The sequence below is a fragment of the Microbacterium sp. 2FI genome (assembly GCF_005502885.1).
Taxonomy (GTDB): domain Bacteria; phylum Actinomycetota; class Actinomycetes; order Actinomycetales; family Microbacteriaceae; genus Microbacterium.
Genome location: NZ_SCMR01000009.1, coordinates 18,639 through 38,043, shown reverse-complemented (window position 1 = coordinate 38,043; position 19,405 = coordinate 18,639). Strand labels below are relative to the sequence as shown.

General features: G+C 69.9%; 20 protein-coding genes. 15 read left to right on the top strand and 5 right to left on the bottom strand.

The window, feature by feature from the left end; genetic code table 11:
- Window positions 1-16: 16 nt before the first annotated feature.
- Both FFS15_RS09280 and FFS15_RS09275 read right to left on the bottom strand, forming a co-directional pair.
- The gene (locus tag FFS15_RS09280) at window positions 17-1,636 is read right to left on the bottom strand and encodes a hypothetical protein (RefSeq protein ID WP_137844741.1); all 1,620 of its coding nucleotides are present in this window, start codon (window positions 1,634-1,636) and stop codon (window positions 17-19) included.
- A 133-nt stretch (window positions 1,637-1,769) separates the two neighbouring features.
- Window positions 1,770-2,735: a LysR substrate-binding domain-containing protein gene (locus FFS15_RS09275; RefSeq protein WP_137844740.1), complete on the bottom strand. Its 966-nt coding sequence runs from the start codon at window positions 2,733-2,735 to the stop codon at window positions 1,770-1,772.
- Window positions 2,736-2,819: 84 nt separating this feature from the next.
- On the opposite strand from FFS15_RS09275, the gene FFS15_RS09270 reads away from it, so the two are divergent.
- From FFS15_RS09270 to kynU, 9 genes are read left to right on the top strand one after another with little or no spacing between them, the layout of a single operon-like run.
- Entirely contained in the window at window positions 2,820-4,325 is a 1,506-nt protein-coding gene (locus FFS15_RS09270; RefSeq protein WP_212743136.1) for a 2-hydroxymuconic semialdehyde dehydrogenase, read from the top strand.
- Complete coding sequence (locus FFS15_RS09265) at window positions 4,322-5,131, top strand: fumarylacetoacetate hydrolase family protein (protein WP_171013142.1); 810 nt, start codon at window positions 4,322-4,324, stop codon at window positions 5,129-5,131. Before FFS15_RS09270 ends, FFS15_RS09265 begins: the two co-directional genes overlap by 4 nt.
- Window positions 5,128-6,057, top strand: a complete 930-nt coding sequence (locus FFS15_RS09260; protein WP_137844738.1) for an acetaldehyde dehydrogenase (acetylating) — start codon at window positions 5,128-5,130, stop codon at window positions 6,055-6,057. The genes FFS15_RS09265 and FFS15_RS09260 overlap by 4 nt, the downstream gene beginning before the upstream one ends.
- Complete coding sequence (gene dmpG / locus FFS15_RS09255; RefSeq protein WP_249353894.1) at window positions 6,054-7,115, top strand: 4-hydroxy-2-oxovalerate aldolase; 1,062 nt, start codon at window positions 6,054-6,056, stop codon at window positions 7,113-7,115. The genes FFS15_RS09260 and dmpG overlap by 4 nt, the downstream gene beginning before the upstream one ends.
- Entirely contained in the window at window positions 7,112-7,927 is an 816-nt protein-coding gene (locus FFS15_RS09250) for a fumarylacetoacetate hydrolase family protein (protein WP_137844737.1), read from the top strand. The genes dmpG and FFS15_RS09250 overlap by 4 nt, the downstream gene beginning before the upstream one ends.
- Complete coding sequence (locus FFS15_RS09245; RefSeq protein ID WP_137844736.1) at window positions 7,924-8,376, top strand: RidA family protein; 453 nt, start codon at window positions 7,924-7,926, stop codon at window positions 8,374-8,376. Before FFS15_RS09250 ends, FFS15_RS09245 begins: the two co-directional genes overlap by 4 nt.
- Window positions 8,373-8,897 (top strand): 3-hydroxyanthranilate 3,4-dioxygenase, encoded by a 525-nt coding sequence (locus FFS15_RS09240; protein ID WP_137844735.1) that lies wholly within the window; start codon window positions 8,373-8,375, stop codon window positions 8,895-8,897. The genes FFS15_RS09245 and FFS15_RS09240 overlap by 4 nt, the downstream gene beginning before the upstream one ends.
- Entirely contained in the window at window positions 8,858-9,895 is a 1,038-nt protein-coding gene (locus FFS15_RS09235; protein WP_212743135.1) for an amidohydrolase family protein, read from the top strand. Before FFS15_RS09240 ends, FFS15_RS09235 begins: the two co-directional genes overlap by 40 nt.
- 32 nt (window positions 9,896-9,927) lie before the next feature.
- A complete protein-coding gene (kynU, locus tag FFS15_RS09230; RefSeq protein ID WP_137844733.1) occupies window positions 9,928-11,199 on the top strand; it encodes a kynureninase in 1,272 nt (423 codons plus the stop codon).
- Window positions 11,200-11,222: 23 nt separating this feature from the next.
- Here kynU and ald read toward each other — a convergent pair whose 3' ends face one another.
- Window positions 11,223-12,344 carry an alanine dehydrogenase gene (gene ald / locus FFS15_RS09225; protein ID WP_137844732.1) on the bottom strand — a complete coding sequence of 374 codons (1,122 nt, stop codon included), beginning with the start codon at window positions 12,342-12,344 and terminating at the stop codon, window positions 11,223-11,225.
- A 124-nt stretch (window positions 12,345-12,468) separates the two neighbouring features.
- On the opposite strand from ald, the gene FFS15_RS09220 reads away from it, so the two are divergent.
- The 6 genes from FFS15_RS09220 (at window position 12,469) to fgd (ending at window position 17,570) form a co-directional block, all read left to right on the top strand.
- Window positions 12,469-12,972, top strand: a complete 504-nt coding sequence (locus tag FFS15_RS09220; RefSeq protein ID WP_137844819.1) for an Lrp/AsnC family transcriptional regulator — start codon at window positions 12,469-12,471, stop codon at window positions 12,970-12,972.
- A gap of 56 nt (window positions 12,973-13,028) precedes the next feature.
- Window positions 13,029-13,793 carry a GntR family transcriptional regulator gene (locus FFS15_RS09215; protein WP_137844731.1) on the top strand — a complete coding sequence of 255 codons (765 nt, stop codon included), beginning with the start codon at window positions 13,029-13,031 and terminating at the stop codon, window positions 13,791-13,793.
- A gap of 174 nt (window positions 13,794-13,967) precedes the next feature.
- Window positions 13,968-14,960, top strand: coding sequence for a TIGR03557 family F420-dependent LLM class oxidoreductase (locus tag FFS15_RS09210; RefSeq protein ID WP_283205749.1), 993 nt, complete (start codon window positions 13,968-13,970; stop codon window positions 14,958-14,960).
- Window positions 14,957-15,862 (top strand): coenzyme F420-0:L-glutamate ligase, encoded by a 906-nt coding sequence (cofE, locus tag FFS15_RS09205; protein WP_212743134.1) that lies wholly within the window; start codon window positions 14,957-14,959, stop codon window positions 15,860-15,862. Before FFS15_RS09210 ends, cofE begins: the two co-directional genes overlap by 4 nt.
- The gene (gene cofC, locus FFS15_RS09200; RefSeq protein WP_137844729.1) at window positions 15,859-16,557 is read left to right on the top strand and encodes a 2-phospho-L-lactate guanylyltransferase; all 699 of its coding nucleotides are present in this window, start codon (window positions 15,859-15,861) and stop codon (window positions 16,555-16,557) included. Before cofE ends, cofC begins: the two co-directional genes overlap by 4 nt.
- Complete coding sequence (gene fgd / locus FFS15_RS09195; protein ID WP_137844728.1) at window positions 16,554-17,570, top strand: glucose-6-phosphate dehydrogenase (coenzyme-F420); 1,017 nt, start codon at window positions 16,554-16,556, stop codon at window positions 17,568-17,570. Before cofC ends, fgd begins: the two co-directional genes overlap by 4 nt.
- Here fgd and FFS15_RS09190 read toward each other — a convergent pair.
- Both FFS15_RS09190 and FFS15_RS09185 read right to left on the bottom strand, forming a co-directional pair.
- Window positions 17,567-18,364, bottom strand: coding sequence for an ABC transporter ATP-binding protein (locus FFS15_RS09190; RefSeq protein WP_137844727.1), 798 nt, complete (start codon window positions 18,362-18,364; stop codon window positions 17,567-17,569). The genes fgd and FFS15_RS09190 overlap by 4 nt on opposite strands.
- Window positions 18,361-19,329, bottom strand: a complete 969-nt coding sequence (locus FFS15_RS09185) for a putative F420-0 ABC transporter permease subunit (protein ID WP_249353910.1) — start codon at window positions 19,327-19,329, stop codon at window positions 18,361-18,363. Before FFS15_RS09185 ends, FFS15_RS09190 begins: the two co-directional genes overlap by 4 nt.
- Window positions 19,330-19,405 lie beyond the last annotated feature (76 nt).

Genomic DNA, 19,405 nt, shown 5'->3' with positions numbered 1-19,405 from the left:
CCGTGCCGTGTGGGGACTAGCCCGGCAGTGCGGAGTGCGCCTGGGGCAAGCCGATGACGGGTTCGCCGAGCAGCGGCGTGGAGACCGCGTAGATCCCGTGATTGGCGAACACCCAGATCAGGTTCCGGTCCCACTCCACGAAGATGCCGTGGACCGGCGCCGCGAGATCGTCGTCGTCCTTGAGTCCCATCGGCGGAACGAAGTAGGCGCCGACCTTCGGGTCCTCGGGGTCGCGCACATCGAAGATCTGGAGACCTGCGGCGTAGAACGCGTAGGGGAGGATGCCGCCGTGGGGCGTGCCCGTGTTGATGAAGTAGCCCGAGCGCTTGGGTCCGAACGAGCCCCGGCGCTGCGCCCAGTCGGTGAACGGCGCCTCTGCCGGGGGCAGCGGTCGAGGGAGGGTGCGCACCAGTCGCGGCTGCGTCGGGTCGCTGACATCGATCTGGTAGATCTCCTTGGCGGGCTCGTAGCAGTCGGTGTTCATCGGGTAGCCCGACACGTACACGTACCCGGTCTCCTCGACCTGCGTGGTGTCGACGTTGTCACCCTCGGTGCCGGCGACGCTCTCGGGCAGATCGCACCACCCGACGTGATGGATGTTCGCGGGGTCGGACACGTCGAGGACGAAGAAGCCCTGGCCTCCCTGCGCGGCATACCCGTGGCGCCAGCCCGATTCGACGGACCGCGGCATGAAGATGCCCATGCGCGATCCGAACCACGACGTCTTGTTGTTCCAGCGCGGGTTGCCGGCGAGGTACTCGGAATCGGCCTCCTCGCCGGCACGGGTTCCCGGGGCCCACCATGTCGACAGGTGGACGGGGTGCGCCGGGTCGGACACGTCGTATGCGGCGTGGCCGGCAGCCCAGAGCGTCGTCTTGTAGGGCTGGTTGACGAATGTGTTGTCGGGTGCCGTCGCGACGAACAGGTAGCGGTCGCCGTAGTAGACGGGAAGATCCAGAACGCCGTTGCCCTCCTGCACCTCGTCGGGCCCGTGGTTCGGGTCCGTCGAGACCTCGGTGAGCAGGGTCCAGTCGCGCGGGGTGGGGCCGTTGACTTCGAACACACGGAAGCCGCGCAGACCCTCCCATTCGAGGAGCTGACCCTCCACGGTCGCGTCGGTCCACTTGTTCGCCACCCGACCCTTGAGGAAGTAGCGCGGCGTCTCGTTGGCCTGGATGGCGATGTGCTTGCCGAGATTCTCATTCCACTGGATCGTCACCGCGCCGAAGCTCGGCCCCGTCCAGGGCAGCGTCTCCTCGTCGACGACGGTGAGGGCCCGCGGATCGGTGATGTCGTAGACGTTCCAGCGGTTGCCGCCGCCGTAGTGCAGCATGTAGCGCCGGTCGTCCCAGTCGTAGATCGCCTGCCAGGAGTGGCTCGTGTTGACGACGATGGGGTAGAAGGCCTCGGCTGCCGCGTTCAGGCTGTAGGTCGCCGCGTCGCGGTACGGAAGCTGGCCGGGCCAATCGACGAAGACGTCGCGCGGCACAGACGGCGTGTGAGCCGGCGGCAGGAAGGTTCCGTCGGGCTGCATGCCCCAGCTCGCAGGGTCCGGATCGAGGGGTTCGCCGACGACGCGCTCGAAGTCCTTCGGGTCGTACTTCTTCGCGTCGGGCACGTAGGGAGAGCCGGCCATGTCGCCTCCAGGATTCGCTGCAGAAAGTGCATTGGGTCACGACACTCGGGGGGTGTCGTCCCTCACAGCGTCTCCGGATCGCTCAGGACTGTCCAATATCTATCCCGCTCGCCGATATGACCGTCAGGACATATCAACCGGCGATTCGGGGCTCAGATCGTGCATACTCTCGCTCGAGTTCAGCGAGTCGCGCACCCTCCCTGCGCAGGTGCGTGAGGATCGCGGCGGCGGGTGCCGAGGGTGCGCGGTCCTTCAGCATCGTGACGCCCACCGATCGACGGATGGAGCTCAGTGGCGTGTCGAGGATGCGGAGCTCCGCGTCGTCCACGGCGATGAACATGGGGAGCGCCGCGATGACATCGGTCGAGATGAGGAGGTTGCGCAGCGTCAGCATCGAGGTGCACTCGACCCGGTCCGCGGGCAGGGGCAGGCCCTCATGGAAGAAGACGGCCTCCAGCTCGGCGCGCAGCGCCGTCTGGGCCACCGGAAAGATCCACGGGAACGTGACGAGGTCGGCGAGCGACTTGCGTGATCCGGTGTGGACGGGGTGACCTGCCCGCGCCACCAGGCGGATGGGCTCCTGGTGCAGTCGCTCCTGCTCGAGCCGGACCGGCACGGTCGAGGAGAGTCGACCGACCGTGAGATCGAGGTCGCCGGCGAGGAGCAGCTGCTGCAGCGTGTCGGGTGTTCCCTCGCGCACGATCACCGTCAGTCGCGGATGCTCGGCCTTGAGGGCCGCGATGGCCCGCGGAAGGAGCAGGTTCGAGCCGGCGAGGTGCGTGCCCACCGTGACGGTGCCGAGCTGGCCGGACTGCAGCAGTCGCACTTCTTCGCCGGCCGTCCGCAGCTCGGCGAGCACCGAGCGGGCGCGCTCGATGAACGGGTACCCGTACTGCGTCGGCACGACTCCTCGGGGGAGGCGTTCGAACAGCGGCACGCCGAGCAGCTCCTCGATCTCGCGCAGGCCCCGCGTCACGACGGGCTGGCTGATGTGCAGCGTTTCCGCGGCCCGCACCAGCGTGCCTTCGTCGGCGATGGTGGTCACGAGGACGAGATGCCTGATCTTGAGGCGTCCGTCGAGCAAGCGGTCGGTGGCCATGCTCCGGAACTATAGCCGAACGGGTATGGCAATGCCGCAAGAGAGTATTTGTGGGCATCTCCCCGAGTTCCTAGCCTGATGACCATGACCTCACAGACGACGTCGCCGCCCGTGATGGCACCGGCCGCTCAGGCCACACGGCAGCTCCGCAACTTCATCGGGGGCGAGTCGGTCGACGGGGTCCGCACGTTCGCCAAGCTGAATCCGATCGACGGCTCCCTCATCGCCGAGGTGCACGAGGCGGGGAGGCACGAGGTCGGCCTCGCGGTGGCGTCCGCGCGCGCTGCTCTCCACGGTCCGTGGGGTCGCATGACGGTCAACGAGCGCGCGACGATCCTGCGTCGCATCGCCGACGTGATCGAGCTGCGCTTCGCCGACCTCGTCGATGCCGAAGTCGGCGACACCGGCAAGCCCGAATCACTCGCACGGGATCTCGACGTCGCACGGGCGGCCGCCAACTTCCGGGCCTTCGCCGACGTCGTCTCGGCTGCGGGCATGGACTCGTACCTCACCGAAATGCCGGACGGGCGCCGTGCGCTCAACTACGCAGTGCGCAAGCCGCTCGGCGTCGTGGCGGTGATCGTGCCCTGGAATCTTCCTCTGCTGCTTCTCACCTGGAAGCTGGCACCGGCTCTCGCCAGCGGAAACACCGTTGTGGTCAAGCCGTCGGAGGAGACGCCGTCCTCGGCCACTCTGCTGGCTGAGATCCTCGTCGAGGCGGGGCTTCCGGCCGGCGTCGTCAACGTCGTGCACGGTTTCGGATCCGACTCCGCGGGCGAGTTCCTGACGACGCACCCGGGCATCGACGGCGTCACCTTCACCGGTGAGTCCTCGACCGGGTCGGCGATCATGCGTGCCGTGGCGCCGCGCGTGCGACCGGTGTCGTTCGAACTCGGCGGCAAGAACGCGGCCGTCGTCTTCGCCGACGCCGACCTCGACGCGGCCGTCGCGGGGCTCGCCCGTTCCACGTATCTCAACACCGGCCAGGTCTGCCTCTGTACCGAGCGCATCTATGTCGAACGGGCCGTCTTCGCCGATGTGGCCGCCGGTCTCGCCGAGCAGGCGGGGCGGCTGCGGCTGGGTCGCCCAGAGAATCCCGCGACGACCACCGGCCCGCTCATCTCGCGCAAGCACCGCGAGAAGGTGCTGTCGTACTTCCAGCTTGCACAGGAAGGCGGGGCGACCATCCTCGCGGGCGGCGGGATCCCGACCCTCGGAGATGGGCTGGATGCCGGGTCCTGGATCGAACCGACCCTGTGGACGGGTCTGGACAACACGCACCGCGTCGTCCGCGAGGAGATCTTCGGGCCGGTTGCCACGCTCATCCCCTTCGACTCCGAAGAGGAGGCGATCGCTCTGGCCAACGACACCGACTACGGCCTCGCCGCCGTGACCTGGACGAGCGATCTCACGCGCGGCCACCGCGTCGCCCAGCGCATGCGCGTGGGCATGTCGTGGGTGAACACCTGGTACCTGCGCGATCTTCGCAGTCCGTTCGGCGGCGTCGGCCTGTCGGGCATCGGCCGCGAGGGCGGACTCCACTCGCTCGGGTTCTACACCGAGCCCACGAACGTCTGCGTACAGCTGTGAGCGTCAGCGCGTCCGCACGCGAGGCCGCAGAGCGCCTGCGGCGAGCCGGCGAGACCGGCATCGCCTGCCCGCCGGTGCGCGACCTGATCGGCGAGGTGGATCAGGATGAGGCGTACGCCGTCCAGTCGCTCGGAATCGATCGCCGCATCGCCGAAGGGCGTCGGGTCGTCGGCCGCAAGATCGGGCTCACGTCGCCTGCAGTCCAGGAGCAGTTCGGCGTCTTCACCCCCGACTACGGCGTGCTCCTGGACGACATGATCGTCGCGGACCGTGAGCCCCTCGAGCTCTCCCGCTTCTTCGCTCCTCGCGTCGAGGCCGAGATCGCGTTCGTCCTCGGCCGCGATCTCGATTCGCCGACCACGCATGTCGCCGACGTGCTTCGCGCGACCGAGTTCGTGCTGCCGGCGATCGAGGTCGTCGACTCGCGGATCACGGACTGGGACATCCGCATCACCGACACCATCGCCGACAATGCCTCCAGCGGTGCGGTGGTCCTCGGCACCACCCCCCGATCGCTCGACGGTCTCGATCTCTCGGCCGTGGGCATGTCCCTCGATCGCGGGAGCGAACCGGTCTCGACAGGGTCAGGCGCCGCGTGCCTCGGCAGTCCCGTCATCGCCGTGGCGTGGCTCGCACGTGCGGTCGCCCGCCACGGCCGCCCGCTGCTGGCGGGTGAGATCGTCCTCTCGGGCGCCCTCGGTCCCATGGTCGCCGCGAGCGCCGGCGTCTACCGGGCGCGCCTCGACGGAATCGGCGAGGTTCGCGCGGACTTCAACGCATCGAGCCTCCCGGCGGTGGCGGCGTGACCGCGGGCGTGGCCATCATCGGGTCGGGGAATATCGGCACCGACCTGCTCATCAAGGTTGCGAGGCTCTCGAGCACTCTCCGGGTCGTCGCCATGGCCGGCATCGACGAGCACTCCGACGGGCTCGCCCGCGCTCGCCGGCTCGGGGTCGCGACCACGCACGGCGGAGTGGACGGGCTCGTGCTCATGCCGGAGTTCGCCGACGTGGAACTCGTCTTCGACGCGACGTCGGCGGGTGCCCACGTGCACAACGACGCCGTCGTCCGCGCAAGCGGCCGCGTGATGGTCGATCTCACGCCCGCCGCGATCGGACCCTACGTCGTGCCCGTCGTGAACCTCGACGGTCACGTCGGCGCGACGAACGTCAATATGGTCACCTGCGGCGGTCAGGCGACCGTCCCGATGGTCGCGGCCGTCTCGCGCGTGGCTCCTGTCGCCTACGCGGAGATCGTCGCCTCGATCGCCTCGAAGTCGGCAGGACCCGGCACTCGCGCGAACATCGACGAGTTCACCGAGACGACCGCGCGCGCGATCGAGCAGCTCGGCGCAGCCGAGCGCGGCAAGGCGATCATCGTGCTCAATCCGGCCGAACCCCCGCTCATCATGCGCGACACCGTGTACTGCCTCGTCGACGGCGATGTCGACCACGCGCAGGTGCGAGCCTCCGTCGAGGCGATGGTCGCCGACGTGCAGGGCTATGTCGGCGGCTACCGGCTCAAGCAGAGCGTGCAGTTCGAAGCCGTCGATCTTCCCTTCGTGCCGGCGCTCGATCGAGGCTTCCGCGGCACGAAGGTCACCATTCTGCTCGAAGTCGCCGGCGCCGGGCACTACCTGCCGGAGTACGCCGGCAATCTCGACATCATGACCAGCGCCGCGCTGCGCACCGCGGAGCGCCTCGTCGCCGCACGGGTGGGAGCGATGAGATGACCGGAGCGGAAGAGGCGATGCGGCCGAAGGTGTACATCCAGGACGTCACCCTCCGAGACGGCATGCACGCCATCGGGCACAGCTACACGGTCGACGACGTGCGAACGATCGCGGCCGCCCTCGAGGCGGCAGGCGTCGACGCGATCGAGGTGGCCCACGGCGATGGTCTCGGCGGCTCGAGCGTCGCCTACGGCCAGGGCGCCTGCACCGATGAGGCCTGGATCGAGGCTGCGGCATCCGTCCTCACGCGCGCCACGCTGACGACGCTCATCCTGCCCGGCATCGGCACCATCGAACGACTCGAGCGTGCCCGCGATCTCGGTGTTCGGAGCGTCCGCGTCGCAACCCACTGCACCGAAGCCGATGTCGCCGCGCAGCACATCGGCTGGGCGCGCGAGCACGGCATGGACGTCTCGGGATTCCTCATGATGAGCCACCTGAACGACCCCCGCGGCCTCGCCGAGCAGGCGAGGCTCATGGAGTCCTACGGTGCGCACTGCGTCTACGTCACCGATTCCGGCGGTCGCCTGACCATGCGCGATGTCGGCGAACGCGTCGACGCCTATCGTCAGGTACTCGCACCCGAGACGCAGATCGGCATCCACGCACACGAGAATCTGTCGCTCAGCGTCGCGAACAGCGTCACCGCGGTCGAGCACGGCGCCTACCGCGTCGACGCCTCACTCGCCGGCCAGGGCGCTGGGGCCGGAAACTGCCCGATCGAGGCGTTCGTCGCGGTCGCCGACCTGCTCGGCTGGGAGCACGGCTGCGACCTCTTCGCGCTGCAGGATGCGGCGGACGACCTCGTCCGCCCGCTGCAGCGGCGTCCGCTGCGTGTCGATCGCGAGACCCTGACCCTCGGATACGCGGGCGTCTACTCGAGCTTCCTGCTCCATGCCGAGCGGGCCGCGGAGCGCTACGGACTCGATGCACGCGAGATCCTCCTGGAACTCGGCCGCCGCCGGATGGTCGGCGGTCAGGAGGACATGATCGTCGACGTCGCACTCGATCTCGTCGACGCCCGCGACGCCCTGCTCACGGGAGCGAGGACCCCATGAGCGCAGTCACGCACGGCACAGATCTCGACGATCGTCCGTCCGTCGCCGCGATCGCCGACGCCCTCGAACGCGCCCGGCTCACGGTGACGCCGATCGCGCAGTCCTCGGTCAGCGCGCCTCTCGGGCTTGCGACCGCCTACGCGGTGCAGCACGATCTCACCGGGCGGCGGGTCGCGAGCGGCGACCGGATCGCCGGTCTGAAGCTCGGGTTCACCAGTCGCGCGAAGGCGCGGCAGATGGGTGTCGACGACGTCATCCTCGGCAGTGTCACCGACCGGATGCGGATCGAAGACGGCGGCGGGTTCGACCCGCGAACCTGCATCCATCCCCGCATCGAGCCCGAGATCGCCTACCTCCTCGGCGCCGACATCGACACCGATCGCGTCCCCGACCCTGCTGCCATCGCCGCGGTCGCGCCCGCCCTCGAGATCATCGATTCCCGCTATCGCGACTTCCGCTTCGACCTGGGCGACGTGATCGCCGACAACACCTCTGCGGCGGCCTATGCCATCGGCCCGTGGGTGCGGCCCGCAGAGGCCGGTTCGTTCGACAATCGCGCGGTCCGGCTCGAGTTCGACGGCCGGATCGTGCAGACCGGCTCGACCTCTGCGATCCTGGGCGATCCGGGCAGAGCCCTCGCCGCCGCGGCGAGACTGGCGAGGGTGCACGGCTTCGAGCTGCGCGCCGGCATGATCCTGCTCGCGGGCGCGGCGACCGTCGCCGTGCCCGTCCCCCGTGCCGGGGTGGTCGAGGCGACCGTCGCCGGGCTCGGACGGGTATCGATATCGATCGACGGCGAGGGCGACGAATGACCGAGCAGGGCGGAATCACGGTGGCCGGGAAGGCGACCCCGCGTGGCCGCTTTCCGCACGCGAAGATCTCGGGCGACCTGGTGTTCGTCTCGGGAACGTCCAGCCGCCGCCCCGACAACTCGATCGCGGGCGCAGAGGTCGATGAGTTCGGCACGACGTCTCTCGACGTCGCCGTGCAGACGCGTGCGGTCATCGAGAACATCCGCGAGGTGCTCGCCGCATGCGGCTGCACGCTCGACGACATCGTCCAGACGACGAGCTTCCTCGTCGACATGAACGACTTCGGCCGCTACAACGCGGTCTGGGCCGAGTACTTCGACGAGGCCGGACCCGCCCGCACCACGGTCGCCGTCCATGCGCTGCCGCATCCGCATCTGCGCATCGAGATTCAGGCGATCGCACGGCGGTCGACCGCCACGCCTGAGGCCACTATCAAGGAGGAACAGTGAGCACCATCCCACCCGTCATCGATTTCCCCGCCTGGATCAAGGAGAACGAGCACCTCCTCAAGCCGCCGGTCAACAACAAGGCCGCGTGGACGCCGATGGGCGACTTCATCGTGCAGGTCGTCGGCGGCCCCAACCAGCGCACCGACTTCCACTTCGACCCGTACGAGGAGTGGTTCTACCAGTACCGCGGTGCCATGCACGTCAACATCATGACCGAGGACGGCCCGCAGCGCATCGACATCCGCGAGGGCGAGATGTGGTTGCTGCCGGGCAACGTATACCACTCGCCCCAGCGCCCGGAGGCCGGCTCGATCGGCATCGTCATCGAGCGGATCCGTGAAGAGGGCACGCTCGAGAAGTTCGCCTGGTTCTGCCCGAACTGCGACACGAAGGTGCACGAGGTCGAGCTGCAGGTCCGTGACATCGTCGAGGATCTTCCCCCCGTGTTCCGCGACTTCTACGAAAGCGAAGAAGGCCGCACGTGCCCGAACTGCGGCGCCGTGCACCCGGGCAAGGGCTGAACCGAGTGGGCACGATCGACGTCCACACCCATATGGTGCCCTTCGGCTGGCCCGACCTGTCCGCAGAGGTCGGGCCGGGCCTCTGGCCGCGGCTGCGGGTGGACTCCGAGCGCGAGGCGATGATCATGATCGGCGCGAGGGAGTTCCGCCGCGTCGACGAACGGTGCTGGGATGCGGCCGCACGCGTCGCCGACATGGATGCCGAGGGTGTCGACCTCCAGGTCGTCTCCCCGACGCCGGTGTTCTTCTCGTACGGCAAGTCCGGGGCCGAGGCCGCGAAGGTCGCGCGGATCTTCAACGACCTCGTGCTCGAGGTGTGCGCCCCGGCCCGCAACCGGCTGATTCCGTTCGCGCAGGTTCCGCTGCAGGACACCGACGCAGCGTGTGCCGAGGCCGATCGCGCGATCGCCTCGGGTCATGCGGGCGTGGAGATCGGCAATCACGTCGGCGACCGCGATCTCGATGACGAGGGCATCGTCACGTTCCTGCAGCACTGCGCCGAGCGCGGGATCCCCGTCTTCGTGCATCCGTGGGACATGCCCGCATCGCCGCGCCTGGACCGCTGGATGGCGGCCTGGCTCACGGGCATGCCCGCCGAGACCCACCTCTCGATCATCGCGATGATCCTCGGCGGCGTGTTCGACCGCGTGCCGGAGTCGCTCCGCATCTGCTTCGCGCACGGCGGCGGGTCGTTCGCGTTCTGGCTCGGGCGGCTCGAGAACGCGTGGCACGAGCGCCGCGACCTGATCGGGGTCAGCGAACGGCCGCCGTCGCACTACCTCGACCGGTTCAGCGTCGACTCGGTGGTGTTCGACCCTGCGGCCCTCCGGCTGCTGGTCGACACGCTCGGCGCTGAACAGGTAATGCTCGGCAGCGACTACCCCTACCCCCTCGGCGAGCGTCCGGTCGGGGCCGTGCTCGAGCGTGCCGACTTCCTCACCGAACCGCAGAAGGCTGCCATCCGCTCCGGGAACGCCCGCCGATTCCTGGCGCTATGAGCACCGCCGAGCCGACGAAGGACGATCGCCCCATGAGCACTGCACCCACCCTGCACACGATCGACCGCGAGACGTGCGCGGCACTGGACGCAGCCGATCCGGTCGCCCCGTATCGCGATCGCTTCTTCCTGCCGGAAGGGGTGGTGTACCTCGACGGCAATTCTCTCGGCGCCCTGCCGCGGGCGACCCCCGCCCACGTGCAGCGCGTGATGGTCGACGAGTGGGGCACCGGCCTCATCCGCAGCTGGAACGATGCGGGATGGTTCGCGAAGCCGGTCACGCTCGGCGATCGGATCGCGCCGCTCATCGGCGCGGCGCCCGGCGAGGTGGTGCTCGGCGACTCGACCTCGGCGAGCCTGTTCCAGGCGACGGTCGCGGCGGCACGGCTCCGTCCCGGCAGGCGCGTCATCGTCTCCGAGCGCAGCAGCTTCCCGACCGACCTCTACGTCCTCGAGAGCGTGCAGACCCTGCTCGGGACGGGGGCGCCTCTCGAACGGCGGCTCATCCACGACGACGGTCCCACCATCGACGACGTCCTCGACGACGAGGTCGCCGTCGTGGTGCTCACGCATGTCGACTACCGCACGGGACGCATGCACGACATGGCCGAAGTCACCCGGCGCGTGCAGGCGGCGGGGGCGATCATGGTCTGGGACCTGTGCCACAGCGTCGGCGCCGTCCCCGTCGATCTCAACGGCGTGGGCGCCGACCTCGCCGTCGGCTGCACGTACAAGTACCTCAACGGCGGCCCGGGCTCACCGTCGTTCATCTGGGCCGCCGAGAGACACCACGCGGCATCCCGCCCGGCCCTGACCGGGTGGCACGGCCACGCCAAGCCCTTCGACTTCGACATCGACTATGCGCCGGCCGACGGGATCGGGCGCTTCCGGGTCGGCACGCCCCAGCTGCTCTCGATGGCAGCGCTCGAGGCGAGCCTCGAGATCTGGAGCGAGGTCGATCTCGCGGAGCTCCGCGAGAAGAGCCTTCGGCTCACGGAGCTGTTCATCTCGCTCGTCGACGCGCGCCTGTCGCGGTGGAACGTCGAGGTCGTCACGCCGCGTCAGTCCGCACAGCGGGGGAGCCAGGTGGCGCTCCGCGTCGAGGGTGGATACGCGGTGATGCAGGCGCTCATCGAGCGCGGGGTCATCGGAGACTTCCGCTCCCCCGATCTGATGCGCTTCGGCTTCGCACCGCTCTATGTCTCCCACGTCGACGTGTGGGACGCGGTGGCTGCCCTCGAAGACATCCTCGAGACCGGCGTGTGGCGCGACGCGCGGTTCGCCAGCCGGGGTGCGGTGACTTGACGGCCAGGCGGCACAGCCTGTCGTCACGCCGCGTGCGCACCGGCCGCGGCGTCGGCGGGACGGATGCCGAGTGCCTCGGCGACGGCCGCGCACCCGATCTCGCCGGCGACGATGGTGACGCCGAGCGCGAGGGCAGGGTCGTCGGCCGCTGCGCGTCGCCAGCCCTTGTCCGCGATCGCGAGCACGTACGGCAGCGTGGCGTTGGTGAGCGCCCGCGTCGACGACTCCGGAACCGCTCCGGGCATATTCGCGACGCAGTAGTAGAGCGAGTCGTGGACGGCGAAGGTCGGCTCGTCGTGCGTCGTCGGCCGGGAGCCCTCGAAGCATCCGCCCTGATCGATGGCGATGTCCACCAGCACCGACCCGGGCTTCATCGCGGCGACCATCGCGTCGGTCACGAGCTTCGGCGCGGCGGCGCCCGGGATGAGCACCGAGCCGATCACGAGATCGGCCGTCGCGACGAGCTCGGCGATCTCGTAGCGGCTCGAGGCACGGGTCTGAATGGCGCCGGCGAACTGCTTCTCGAGCTGCCGCAGTCGCGGGAGCGAGCGATCCACGACGGTCACGTTCGCGCCGAGCCCCACCGCGCAGGCGGCGGCGTGCTCGCCGGCGACGCCGCCGCCGATGACGACGACGTTGGCCTTGGGGGTCCCGGGCACGCCGCCGAGCAGCGTGCCGCGTCCGCCTGACGCCCGCATCAGCGCGTACGCGCCGACCGTGATCGACAGTCGGCCGGCGACCTCGCTCATCGGCGCCAGCAGCGGCAGGCTGCGATCGGGCAGCTCGACCGTCTCATACGCGATCGCGGTCGTGCCGGCGGCGAGCAGCGCTTCGGTCAGCGGTCGGTCCGCGGCCAGATGCAGGTAGGTGAAGAGGGTGAGGTCGGGGCGCAGCAGAGCGTACTCGGCCGCGATCGGCTCCTTGACCTTCACGATCAGGTCGGACGACCGCCAGACATCCTCGGCGCTTCCTGCGATCGAGGCTCCGGCGCGTCGGTAGGCGTCGTCGTCGATACGGGACCCGAGGCCCGCCCCCGCCTGCACGGTGACGTGATGGCCGGCGGCGACGAGTGCGTCGACGCCTGCCGGGGTCATCGCGACGCGGTTCTCGTTGTTCTTGATCTCTGTCGGGATGCCGATCTTCACGTTCGTCCTCGCTGGCCGGTGGGTGTGTGCGGCAATGACATTCGCAGATTATTCGACCTGACGAAAGATGGACTGAAGGAAGTGCGGCAGATGCCGTCTGATTGATAGATTCGTTCACGTGAACCTGGGGAACGCCGTGAACGCGCCGAAGGATGTTCGTACCGTCGAACTCGATGAGACCGACCGGCGCATCGTGTCGCTGCTCTCGGCGGACGGGCGCCTGGCGAACGTCGACCTCGCCGCAGCGCTCGGTGTGGCGCCCTCGACGGCGCACGCGCGGGTGCGGTCGCTCCTGGAGCGCGGCGTGATCACCGGATTCCACGCCAGCATCGATCAGCGCACCCTCGGCACCGGTCTGCAGGCGGTGATCGGTGTGACGCTCCGCCCCGGCTCGCGCCAGGAGAACATCACGGCCTTCTCCGAGGAGGTGCGTCGCCTGCCCCAGGTGATCCAGGTCTTCTTCTTGGGCGGCGCCGACGACTTCCTCGTGCACGTCGCCGCCGACGGGTCGGCCGCACTGCGGGAGTTCGTCGTGGAGCACCTCTCGGCCCAGTCGAGCGTGGCGTCGACGCGGACGAGCATCGTGTTCGACTATCACCGCAACGTCGTCGCTGCGGCCTTCGACTAGCGAATACTGGATCCAATAGTCGCCTTTGCGCCCAAACCCCGTTAGATTCGGTTCCCATGAGCGCACGCACGTCCCCAGGTTTCGCCGAGCCGGCCGATGATAGTGGGGCAGAGGCCCTGCAGCAACTGGCCGGCCGACTCTCCACCGGCTACCGGTCGGTCGGCGTCATGGCGTACGACATCCTTCGCGACGCGATACTCAACGGCACGCTGGCGCCCGGGCAGAAGCTGCGGCAGGAGACGCTGGCCGAGCTGATCGGCGTCTCGCGTCTGCCGGTGCGGTCGGCCCTCATCCAGCTCGAGGCCGACGGGCTCGTGGAGTTCCATGAGCGCAAGGGCGCCGTCGTCAAGTCGCTGTCGGTCGAACGCGCTCGCGAGGTCTACGAGATCCGCACGCTGCTCGAGCTCGAGGCGCTCCGGCTGTCGATGGCCGACATGACCGACGAGCGGTTGGCGCGACTGATCGCGTTGAGCAAGACGGCGGATGCCGAGAACGAGGGAACCGAGTTCGTCGAAGCCCGGACGGCGTTCTACGCCGAGCTGTACGACGCCGCTCGGCGGCCGATGCTGTGGGAGATGATCGAGCAGCTGCGCCTCAAGGTCGGCCGGTACGTCCTGGGCTGGCGCCTCGTCGGGGGTGGAAACCACAGCCACTCGCACGAGGAGCTCACCTCGGCCGTGGCCGCCGGTGACGTGGATCACGCGCTCGGCGTCCTCCGAGCGCATCTCGAGAGTGTGCGCGACGCCGTCATCGATCTGCTCGAAGCCGACTCCGCCGCGCGCGAAGAGGCCGCGACGCGCGGGCGGGGCCGACGCACGTAGCCGCTTCGGCGACGCCGCCCTCGGCATCCCTCTCCCTTCGACACCGCCCCTGCGCACAGCGCGGGGGCGGTGCTCTGTTGCGTGTGCGGTATGCCTGTCTTGCATTTTGGATCCAGGATACGTGACAATGGATCCACGGCTCGCAGAAGCGAGCCACGCAGTGAGGAGGGTCCCGTGCACATCGGCTACGCCGCGATGCTCGAGCAGCTGCCGCCTTCAGAGGCGGTCGCACTGAGCGCGATCGCCGAGTCGCACGGATTCACCGGTGTGATGGCGACGGATCACTTCCAGCCCTGGGTCCCCCAGCAGGGGCAGTCCTCGTTCGTGTGGAGCGTTCTCGCAGCCGTCGCCGAGCGCACGACCGGCGACTTCGGCCCGGGAGTGACGACGCCGACCTTCCGCATGCACCCCGCCGTCGTCGCGCAGGCGAGCGCGACACTCGCTGCGATGCACCCGGGCCGGCACTGGCTCGGAATCGGCTCGGGCGAGGCGATCAACGAGCACGTGGTGGGCCAGTACTGGCCCGAGGCTCCCGAGCGGATCGCCCGCATGTTCGAAGCCGTCGAGCTCATCCGCAAGCTCTTCACCGCCTCGGTGGCCGGGCGAGACGTCCGCCACGCCGGGCAGTACTTCCGCCTCGAGTCCACTCGGCTGTGGACGATGCCCGCGGTCCCGCCCGAGATCCTCGTCGCGACGGCCGGTCCCGTGACCGCCAAGCGGGCCGGGCGCATCGCGGACGGACTGATCACGACCGGAGCACCTGTCGAGCGCCTCGCCGCCCTGCTCGCACGCTTCGGCGAAGGCGCCCGCGAGGCGGGGCGCGACCCGGGCAGCATGCGGAGGGTCCTCCAGCTGCACCTCTCGTGGGCGCCGACCGACGAGGAGGCGATGGCGAACGCGATCCTCGAATGGCCGAACGGAGGGATGCGGTTCTCGCGCAGCGACATCCGCTCTCCGTTCGATCTCGAGCAGATGGCGCGGTCCGTCCGACGTGAGGACTTCGAGGGCCGCATGGTCGTCTCCGCCGATCCCGACGTCCATCGCGCGGCGATCCAGCGATACGTCGACCTCGGCTTCGACCGCATCTACCTGCACAACGTCGGGCGCAATCAGGCGGAGTGGCTCGAGGTCTTCGGCCGCGACGTGCTCCCGAGGCTCAGCCGATGAGCGCCGCAGGGTTCGGCGTCCGGCGCCTCGACGGAATCCCCGAGGTGCGGCCCGGCGACGATCTCGTCGCGCTCATCGCGACCGCGGCAGAGGGGATGCTCGGCGACGGCGACATCCTGATCGTCACGTCGAAGATCGTCTCGAAGGCGGAGGGACGGATCGTCGCCGCCGATGACCGCGAGCAGGCGATCACCGATGAGACGGAGCGCGTCGTGGCGTCGCGCCGTCACGCCGGCGGCGTGACCCGCATCGTCGAGAATCGGCTCGGGATCGTCGCGGCGGCGGCGGGGGTGGATGCATCCAACACACCCGAGGGAACCGTGCTGCTGCTGCCGGAGGATCCCGACGCGTCGGCGCGCGCACTGGCTGCCGGACTCCGTCGTGCGACCGGTGCGCGCGTGGGGGTCCTCCTCAGCGACACCCTCGGGCGACCGTGGCGCGAGGGTCAGACCGACATCGCGATCGGCGCAGCGGGGGTGCGCGTCTTCGACGACCTTCGCGGTTCGACGGATGCCGAGGGGCGGCCGCTGTCGGTGACCATGCCCTGCATCGCCGACGAGCTGTGCGCGACGGGCGATCTCGTGAAGGGCAAGGCCAGCGGATGCCCGGTCGCGGTCATCAGCGGTCTCGGCCACCTGGTCGGCGACCTCGACCTCGCCGGCGCCGCCGCCATCGTGCGACGCGCGGCCGATGACCTCTTCCGCCTCGGCACCGACGAGGCGATCGCGCTCGGGCGCGCAGAAGGCGTTCGCGCCGGCTATGCGAACGGCCGTGCCGTCGGTCAGGCCGAGGGGTGGTCCGCCGGCTACGGCGAAGGCTGGTCGTCCGGGCACGCCGCCGGTTCAGCCGGGCGCGCTCCGTCGCGACGCGGGGCGCTGCGCCCTGAGGGGTCGCTGCTGTGACGGCGTGGACGGTCGTCATCCCGATCAAGCCCCTCGCTCGCGCCAAGTCGCGGCTTCAGCCTCTCGATGCACCGACGCGCGCGGCGCTCGCCCGAGCGTTCGCGTTGGACACCGTCGACGCCGCGCTGGGTGCGCGGTCGGTGCGGCGGGTCATCGTGGTCGGGCGGCCCGACGAGCTGTCGTTGCTCGACGTTCGCGTCGAGGTGGTCGCCGAGCCGGCGGGCGGCGGTCTCGGCTCCGCTGTCGCAGCGGGCGTCGCGCACGCACGCCGACGCTCGGTCGAGCCGACCGCCGTGCTGCTGGGCGACCTGCCCGCGCTGGCGCCGGCGCACCTCGAGCGCGCTCTGCGCGAGGCCGCCCAGCATCCACTCGCCTTCGTCCCCGACGTCCAGGGCCACGGCACGACGCTCGCGACGGCGAATGCCGCATGCCCACTGCACGCCCATTTCGGGCCGAACTCCGCCGCCCGCCATCGCGGTGCGGGATTCGTCGACCTCACCTCCTTGTCGCCGACCGTCGTCGCGCTCGCGCTGCGCACGGACGTGGACACCGCCGATGACCTCGAGACGGTCGGGCGGATCGGACCCGGTGCTCGCACTGCGGCCGTTCTGCGCCGACTCGAACTCGAACCCGTCCCGTCCGCATCACGCGGGCGCGGCCGCACCGGACACCACAACAGATTGGACCTCGCGTGACGCTCACACTCGGATACAAGGCATCGGCGGAGCAGTTCGCACCGCGTCAGCTCGTCGAACTCTCCGTCGCGGCGGAGCGGCACGGATTCGAATCCGTCGCCGTCAGCGACCACTTCCAGCCCTGGCGGGATCAGGGCGGTCATGCCCCGTTCTCGCTCGCCTGGATGGCTGCGGTCGGCGAGCGGACGCAGACGATCCGCATCGGCACGAGCGTCCTCACCCCGACGTTCCGCTACAACCCCGCGGTGATGGCTCAGGCGTTCGCGACGCTGGGGTGCCTGTACCCGGGTCGCATCATGCTCGGCGTGGGCACGGGAGAGGCGCTGAACGAGATCGCGCCCGGATTCCGTGGCGCGGGTGCGCAGGACTGGCCCGAGTTCCGCGAGCGCTTCGCACGGCTGCGTGAATCGGTCCGCCTCATGCGGGACCTCTGGAGCGGGGATCGGGTGAACTTCGAGGGGGAGTACTACTCCACGCATGACGCGTCGATCTACGATCGGCCTCAAGGCGGAGTCCCGGTCTACATCGCCGCCGGCGGGCCCGTCGTCGCGAAGTACGTCGGCCGCACGGGCGACGGCTTCATCTGCACGTCGGGCAAGGGCATGGAGCTGTACACCGAGAAGCTGATCCCGGCCCTGCGCGAAGGCGCCGAGGCCGCCGGGCGCGACTTCGACGCCATCGATCGGATGATCGAGATCAAGCTGTCGTACGAGGAGGATGAGGCGACTGCGCTCGAGAACACGCGCTTCTGGTCACCGCTGTCGCTCTCGCCCGAGCAGAAGCACTCGATCACCGACCCCGTCGAGATGGAGCGGGCAGCCGATGCGCTCCCCATCGAGCAGATCGCGCGGCGCTGGATCGTCGGCACCAATCCGGATGCGGTCGTCGAGCAGATCCGGGCGTACGTCGACGCGGGGATGAATCACCTCGTCTTCCACGCGCCCGGTCACGATCAGCTGCGCTTCATGGAGCTGTTCGAGCGCGACATCGCGCCGCGCCTGCGCTCGCTCTAGGTGCGGGCGGGCGTCGGCGCGACGCCCTCGTACGCCACGAGCGGTCGTCCGCTCACGGGGTGCGGGACCACCTTCGCGTCGACGCCCCAGACATCTCGCAGAAGCGCCTCGTCGATGATGTCGGACGGGGCGCCCGCAGCCACGACACGCCCCTCCGCGAGCACGATCACGTGATCGGCGTACGTCCCCGCGAGGGCGATGTCGTGGAGGGCCGCGAGCACGGTGAGGCCGCCACGCGCAAGCTCGGTGAGCAGCCCCAGCGTCGACAGCTGAGCGCGGATGTCGAGGTGATTCGTCGGCTCGTCCAGCAGCAGCAGTGTCGGCTGCTGCGCGAGACCGCGCGCGAGGTTGACGCGCTGGCGCTCGCCTCCGGAGAGGTCCGCGTAGCGACGGTCGGCGAGGCCCGCCACTCCGGCGTCCTCCAGACAGCGCCGCACGACCCGGCGGTCCTCCTCGCCGAGTCCGGACCACGCGCCGATGTGCGGGGTGCGTCCCATCGCGACGACGTCGTCGACGCGCAGCCCCACGGGTCCCTGCACCTCCTGCTCCACCAGGGCGACGCGCTTCGCGCGGTCGCGTGGCCGCATCGCGCCGAGATCGGCGCCATCGAGGCGCCGCGAACCGGCATCGTGCCGGTCGACGCCCGCGATGAGATTGAGGAGCGTCGACTTCCCGGCGCCGTTGGGCCCGAGGAGCGCGGCGACCGAGCCCGTCGGCACGGTGATGTCGACGTCGTCCACGATGAGTCGTCCGCCGCGGGTGAATCGCAGTCGCGAGGCTTCCAGCCCGCTCACGTGACGGCCTTGCTGCGCACGAGGAGGAAGGCGAAGACCGGACCGCCGATGAGGGCGGTCAGGATGCCGACGGGCAGCTCCCGCGGATCGAAGAGCGTGCGCGCGGCCGTGTCGGCCCAGACCAGGAACACCGCCCCGGCGAGTGCCGACAGGGGCAGCAGCGCCCGATGGCCCGATCCGACCACCAGACGCACGGCATGGGGCAGGACGAGACCGACGAAGGCGATCGAGCCGCTCACCGACACCAGGGCTCCGGTCAGCAGCGCCGTCGTCGTGAGCAGCAGCGTCCGGCTGCGCCCGACGTTCACGCCGAGCGCGGCGGCGGCGGTATCGCCGAACGCGAAGGAGTCCAGGGTGCGCGCGCTCGCCACGAGCGGCAGACCGAAGACGGCCACAGCGCCGGCGGCGATGGCCACCGAGCCCCAGTCGGTCCCGGCTAGCGAGCCCAGCAGCCAGTTGAGGATCTCGCGATAGCTGTCTCCGGTCGACGACCAGAAGATGACGAGACTCGTGACGGCTCCGAACACCGCCGACACGGCGAGTCCGGCCAGCACCGTGCGTGTCGGGGTCATCGCGCCCCCGGCCCGCGAGAGTGCGAGCGTGGCGGCGAGCGCGGCCACGGCACCCACGAATGCCGCGAACGGCAGCACGACGGCCGCACCGAGGACGATCACGATCACGGCGCCGACCGACGCGCCCGCCGACAGCCCCAGCAGGTACGGGTCGGCCAGCGGGTTGCGCGTGAGCGCCTGCATGACCACGCCGCAGATCGCCAGTCCTGCGCCGACGGCTGCGGCCGTGAGCACGCGCGGCATCCGCAGCTCCCAGACGATCCCGTCCTGAACAGCGGTGAGGGCGGAGTCGCCGAGACCCATGCGGGCGAGCACGCTCGACAGGGTGTCGGCGGGTGCGAGGCTCGCCGGGCCGATCGTCACCGCCACCAGCACCGAGACGGCGAGCAGCATCGTGAGGCCGGCGATCCAGGCGGCCGCGCGTGCGGGTCGCCGCGCGCCGCGCTCCGGCGCGGGCGCCCCCGTGGCT

Coding starts and splice junctions, on each gene's coding strand:
- kynU (WP_137844733.1), top strand. CDS start 9,928: ATGAGCACTGCACCCACCCTGCACACGATCGACCGCGAGACGTGCGCG.
- FFS15_RS09270 (WP_212743136.1), top strand. CDS start 2,820: ATGACCTCACAGACGACGTCGCCGCCCGTGATGGCACCGGCCGCTCAG.
- FFS15_RS09245 (WP_137844736.1), top strand. CDS start 7,924: ATGACCGAGCAGGGCGGAATCACGGTGGCCGGGAAGGCGACCCCGCGT.
- cofE (WP_212743134.1), top strand. CDS start 14,957: ATGAGCGCCGCAGGGTTCGGCGTCCGGCGCCTCGACGGAATCCCCGAG.
- FFS15_RS09215 (WP_137844731.1), top strand. CDS start 13,029: ATGAGCGCACGCACGTCCCCAGGTTTCGCCGAGCCGGCCGATGATAGT.
- dmpG (WP_249353894.1), top strand. CDS start 6,054: ATGACCGGAGCGGAAGAGGCGATGCGGCCGAAGGTGTACATCCAGGAC.
- FFS15_RS09280 (WP_137844741.1), bottom strand. CDS start 1,636: ATGGCCGGCTCTCCCTACGTGCCCGACGCGAAGAAGTACGACCCGAAG.
- FFS15_RS09275 (WP_137844740.1), bottom strand. CDS start 2,735: ATGGCCACCGACCGCTTGCTCGACGGACGCCTCAAGATCAGGCATCTC.
- FFS15_RS09250 (WP_137844737.1), top strand. CDS start 7,112: ATGAGCGCAGTCACGCACGGCACAGATCTCGACGATCGTCCGTCCGTC.
- FFS15_RS09185 (WP_249353910.1), bottom strand. CDS start 19,329: ATGCTGCTCGCCGTCTCGGTGCTGGTGGCGGTGACGATCGGCCCGGCG.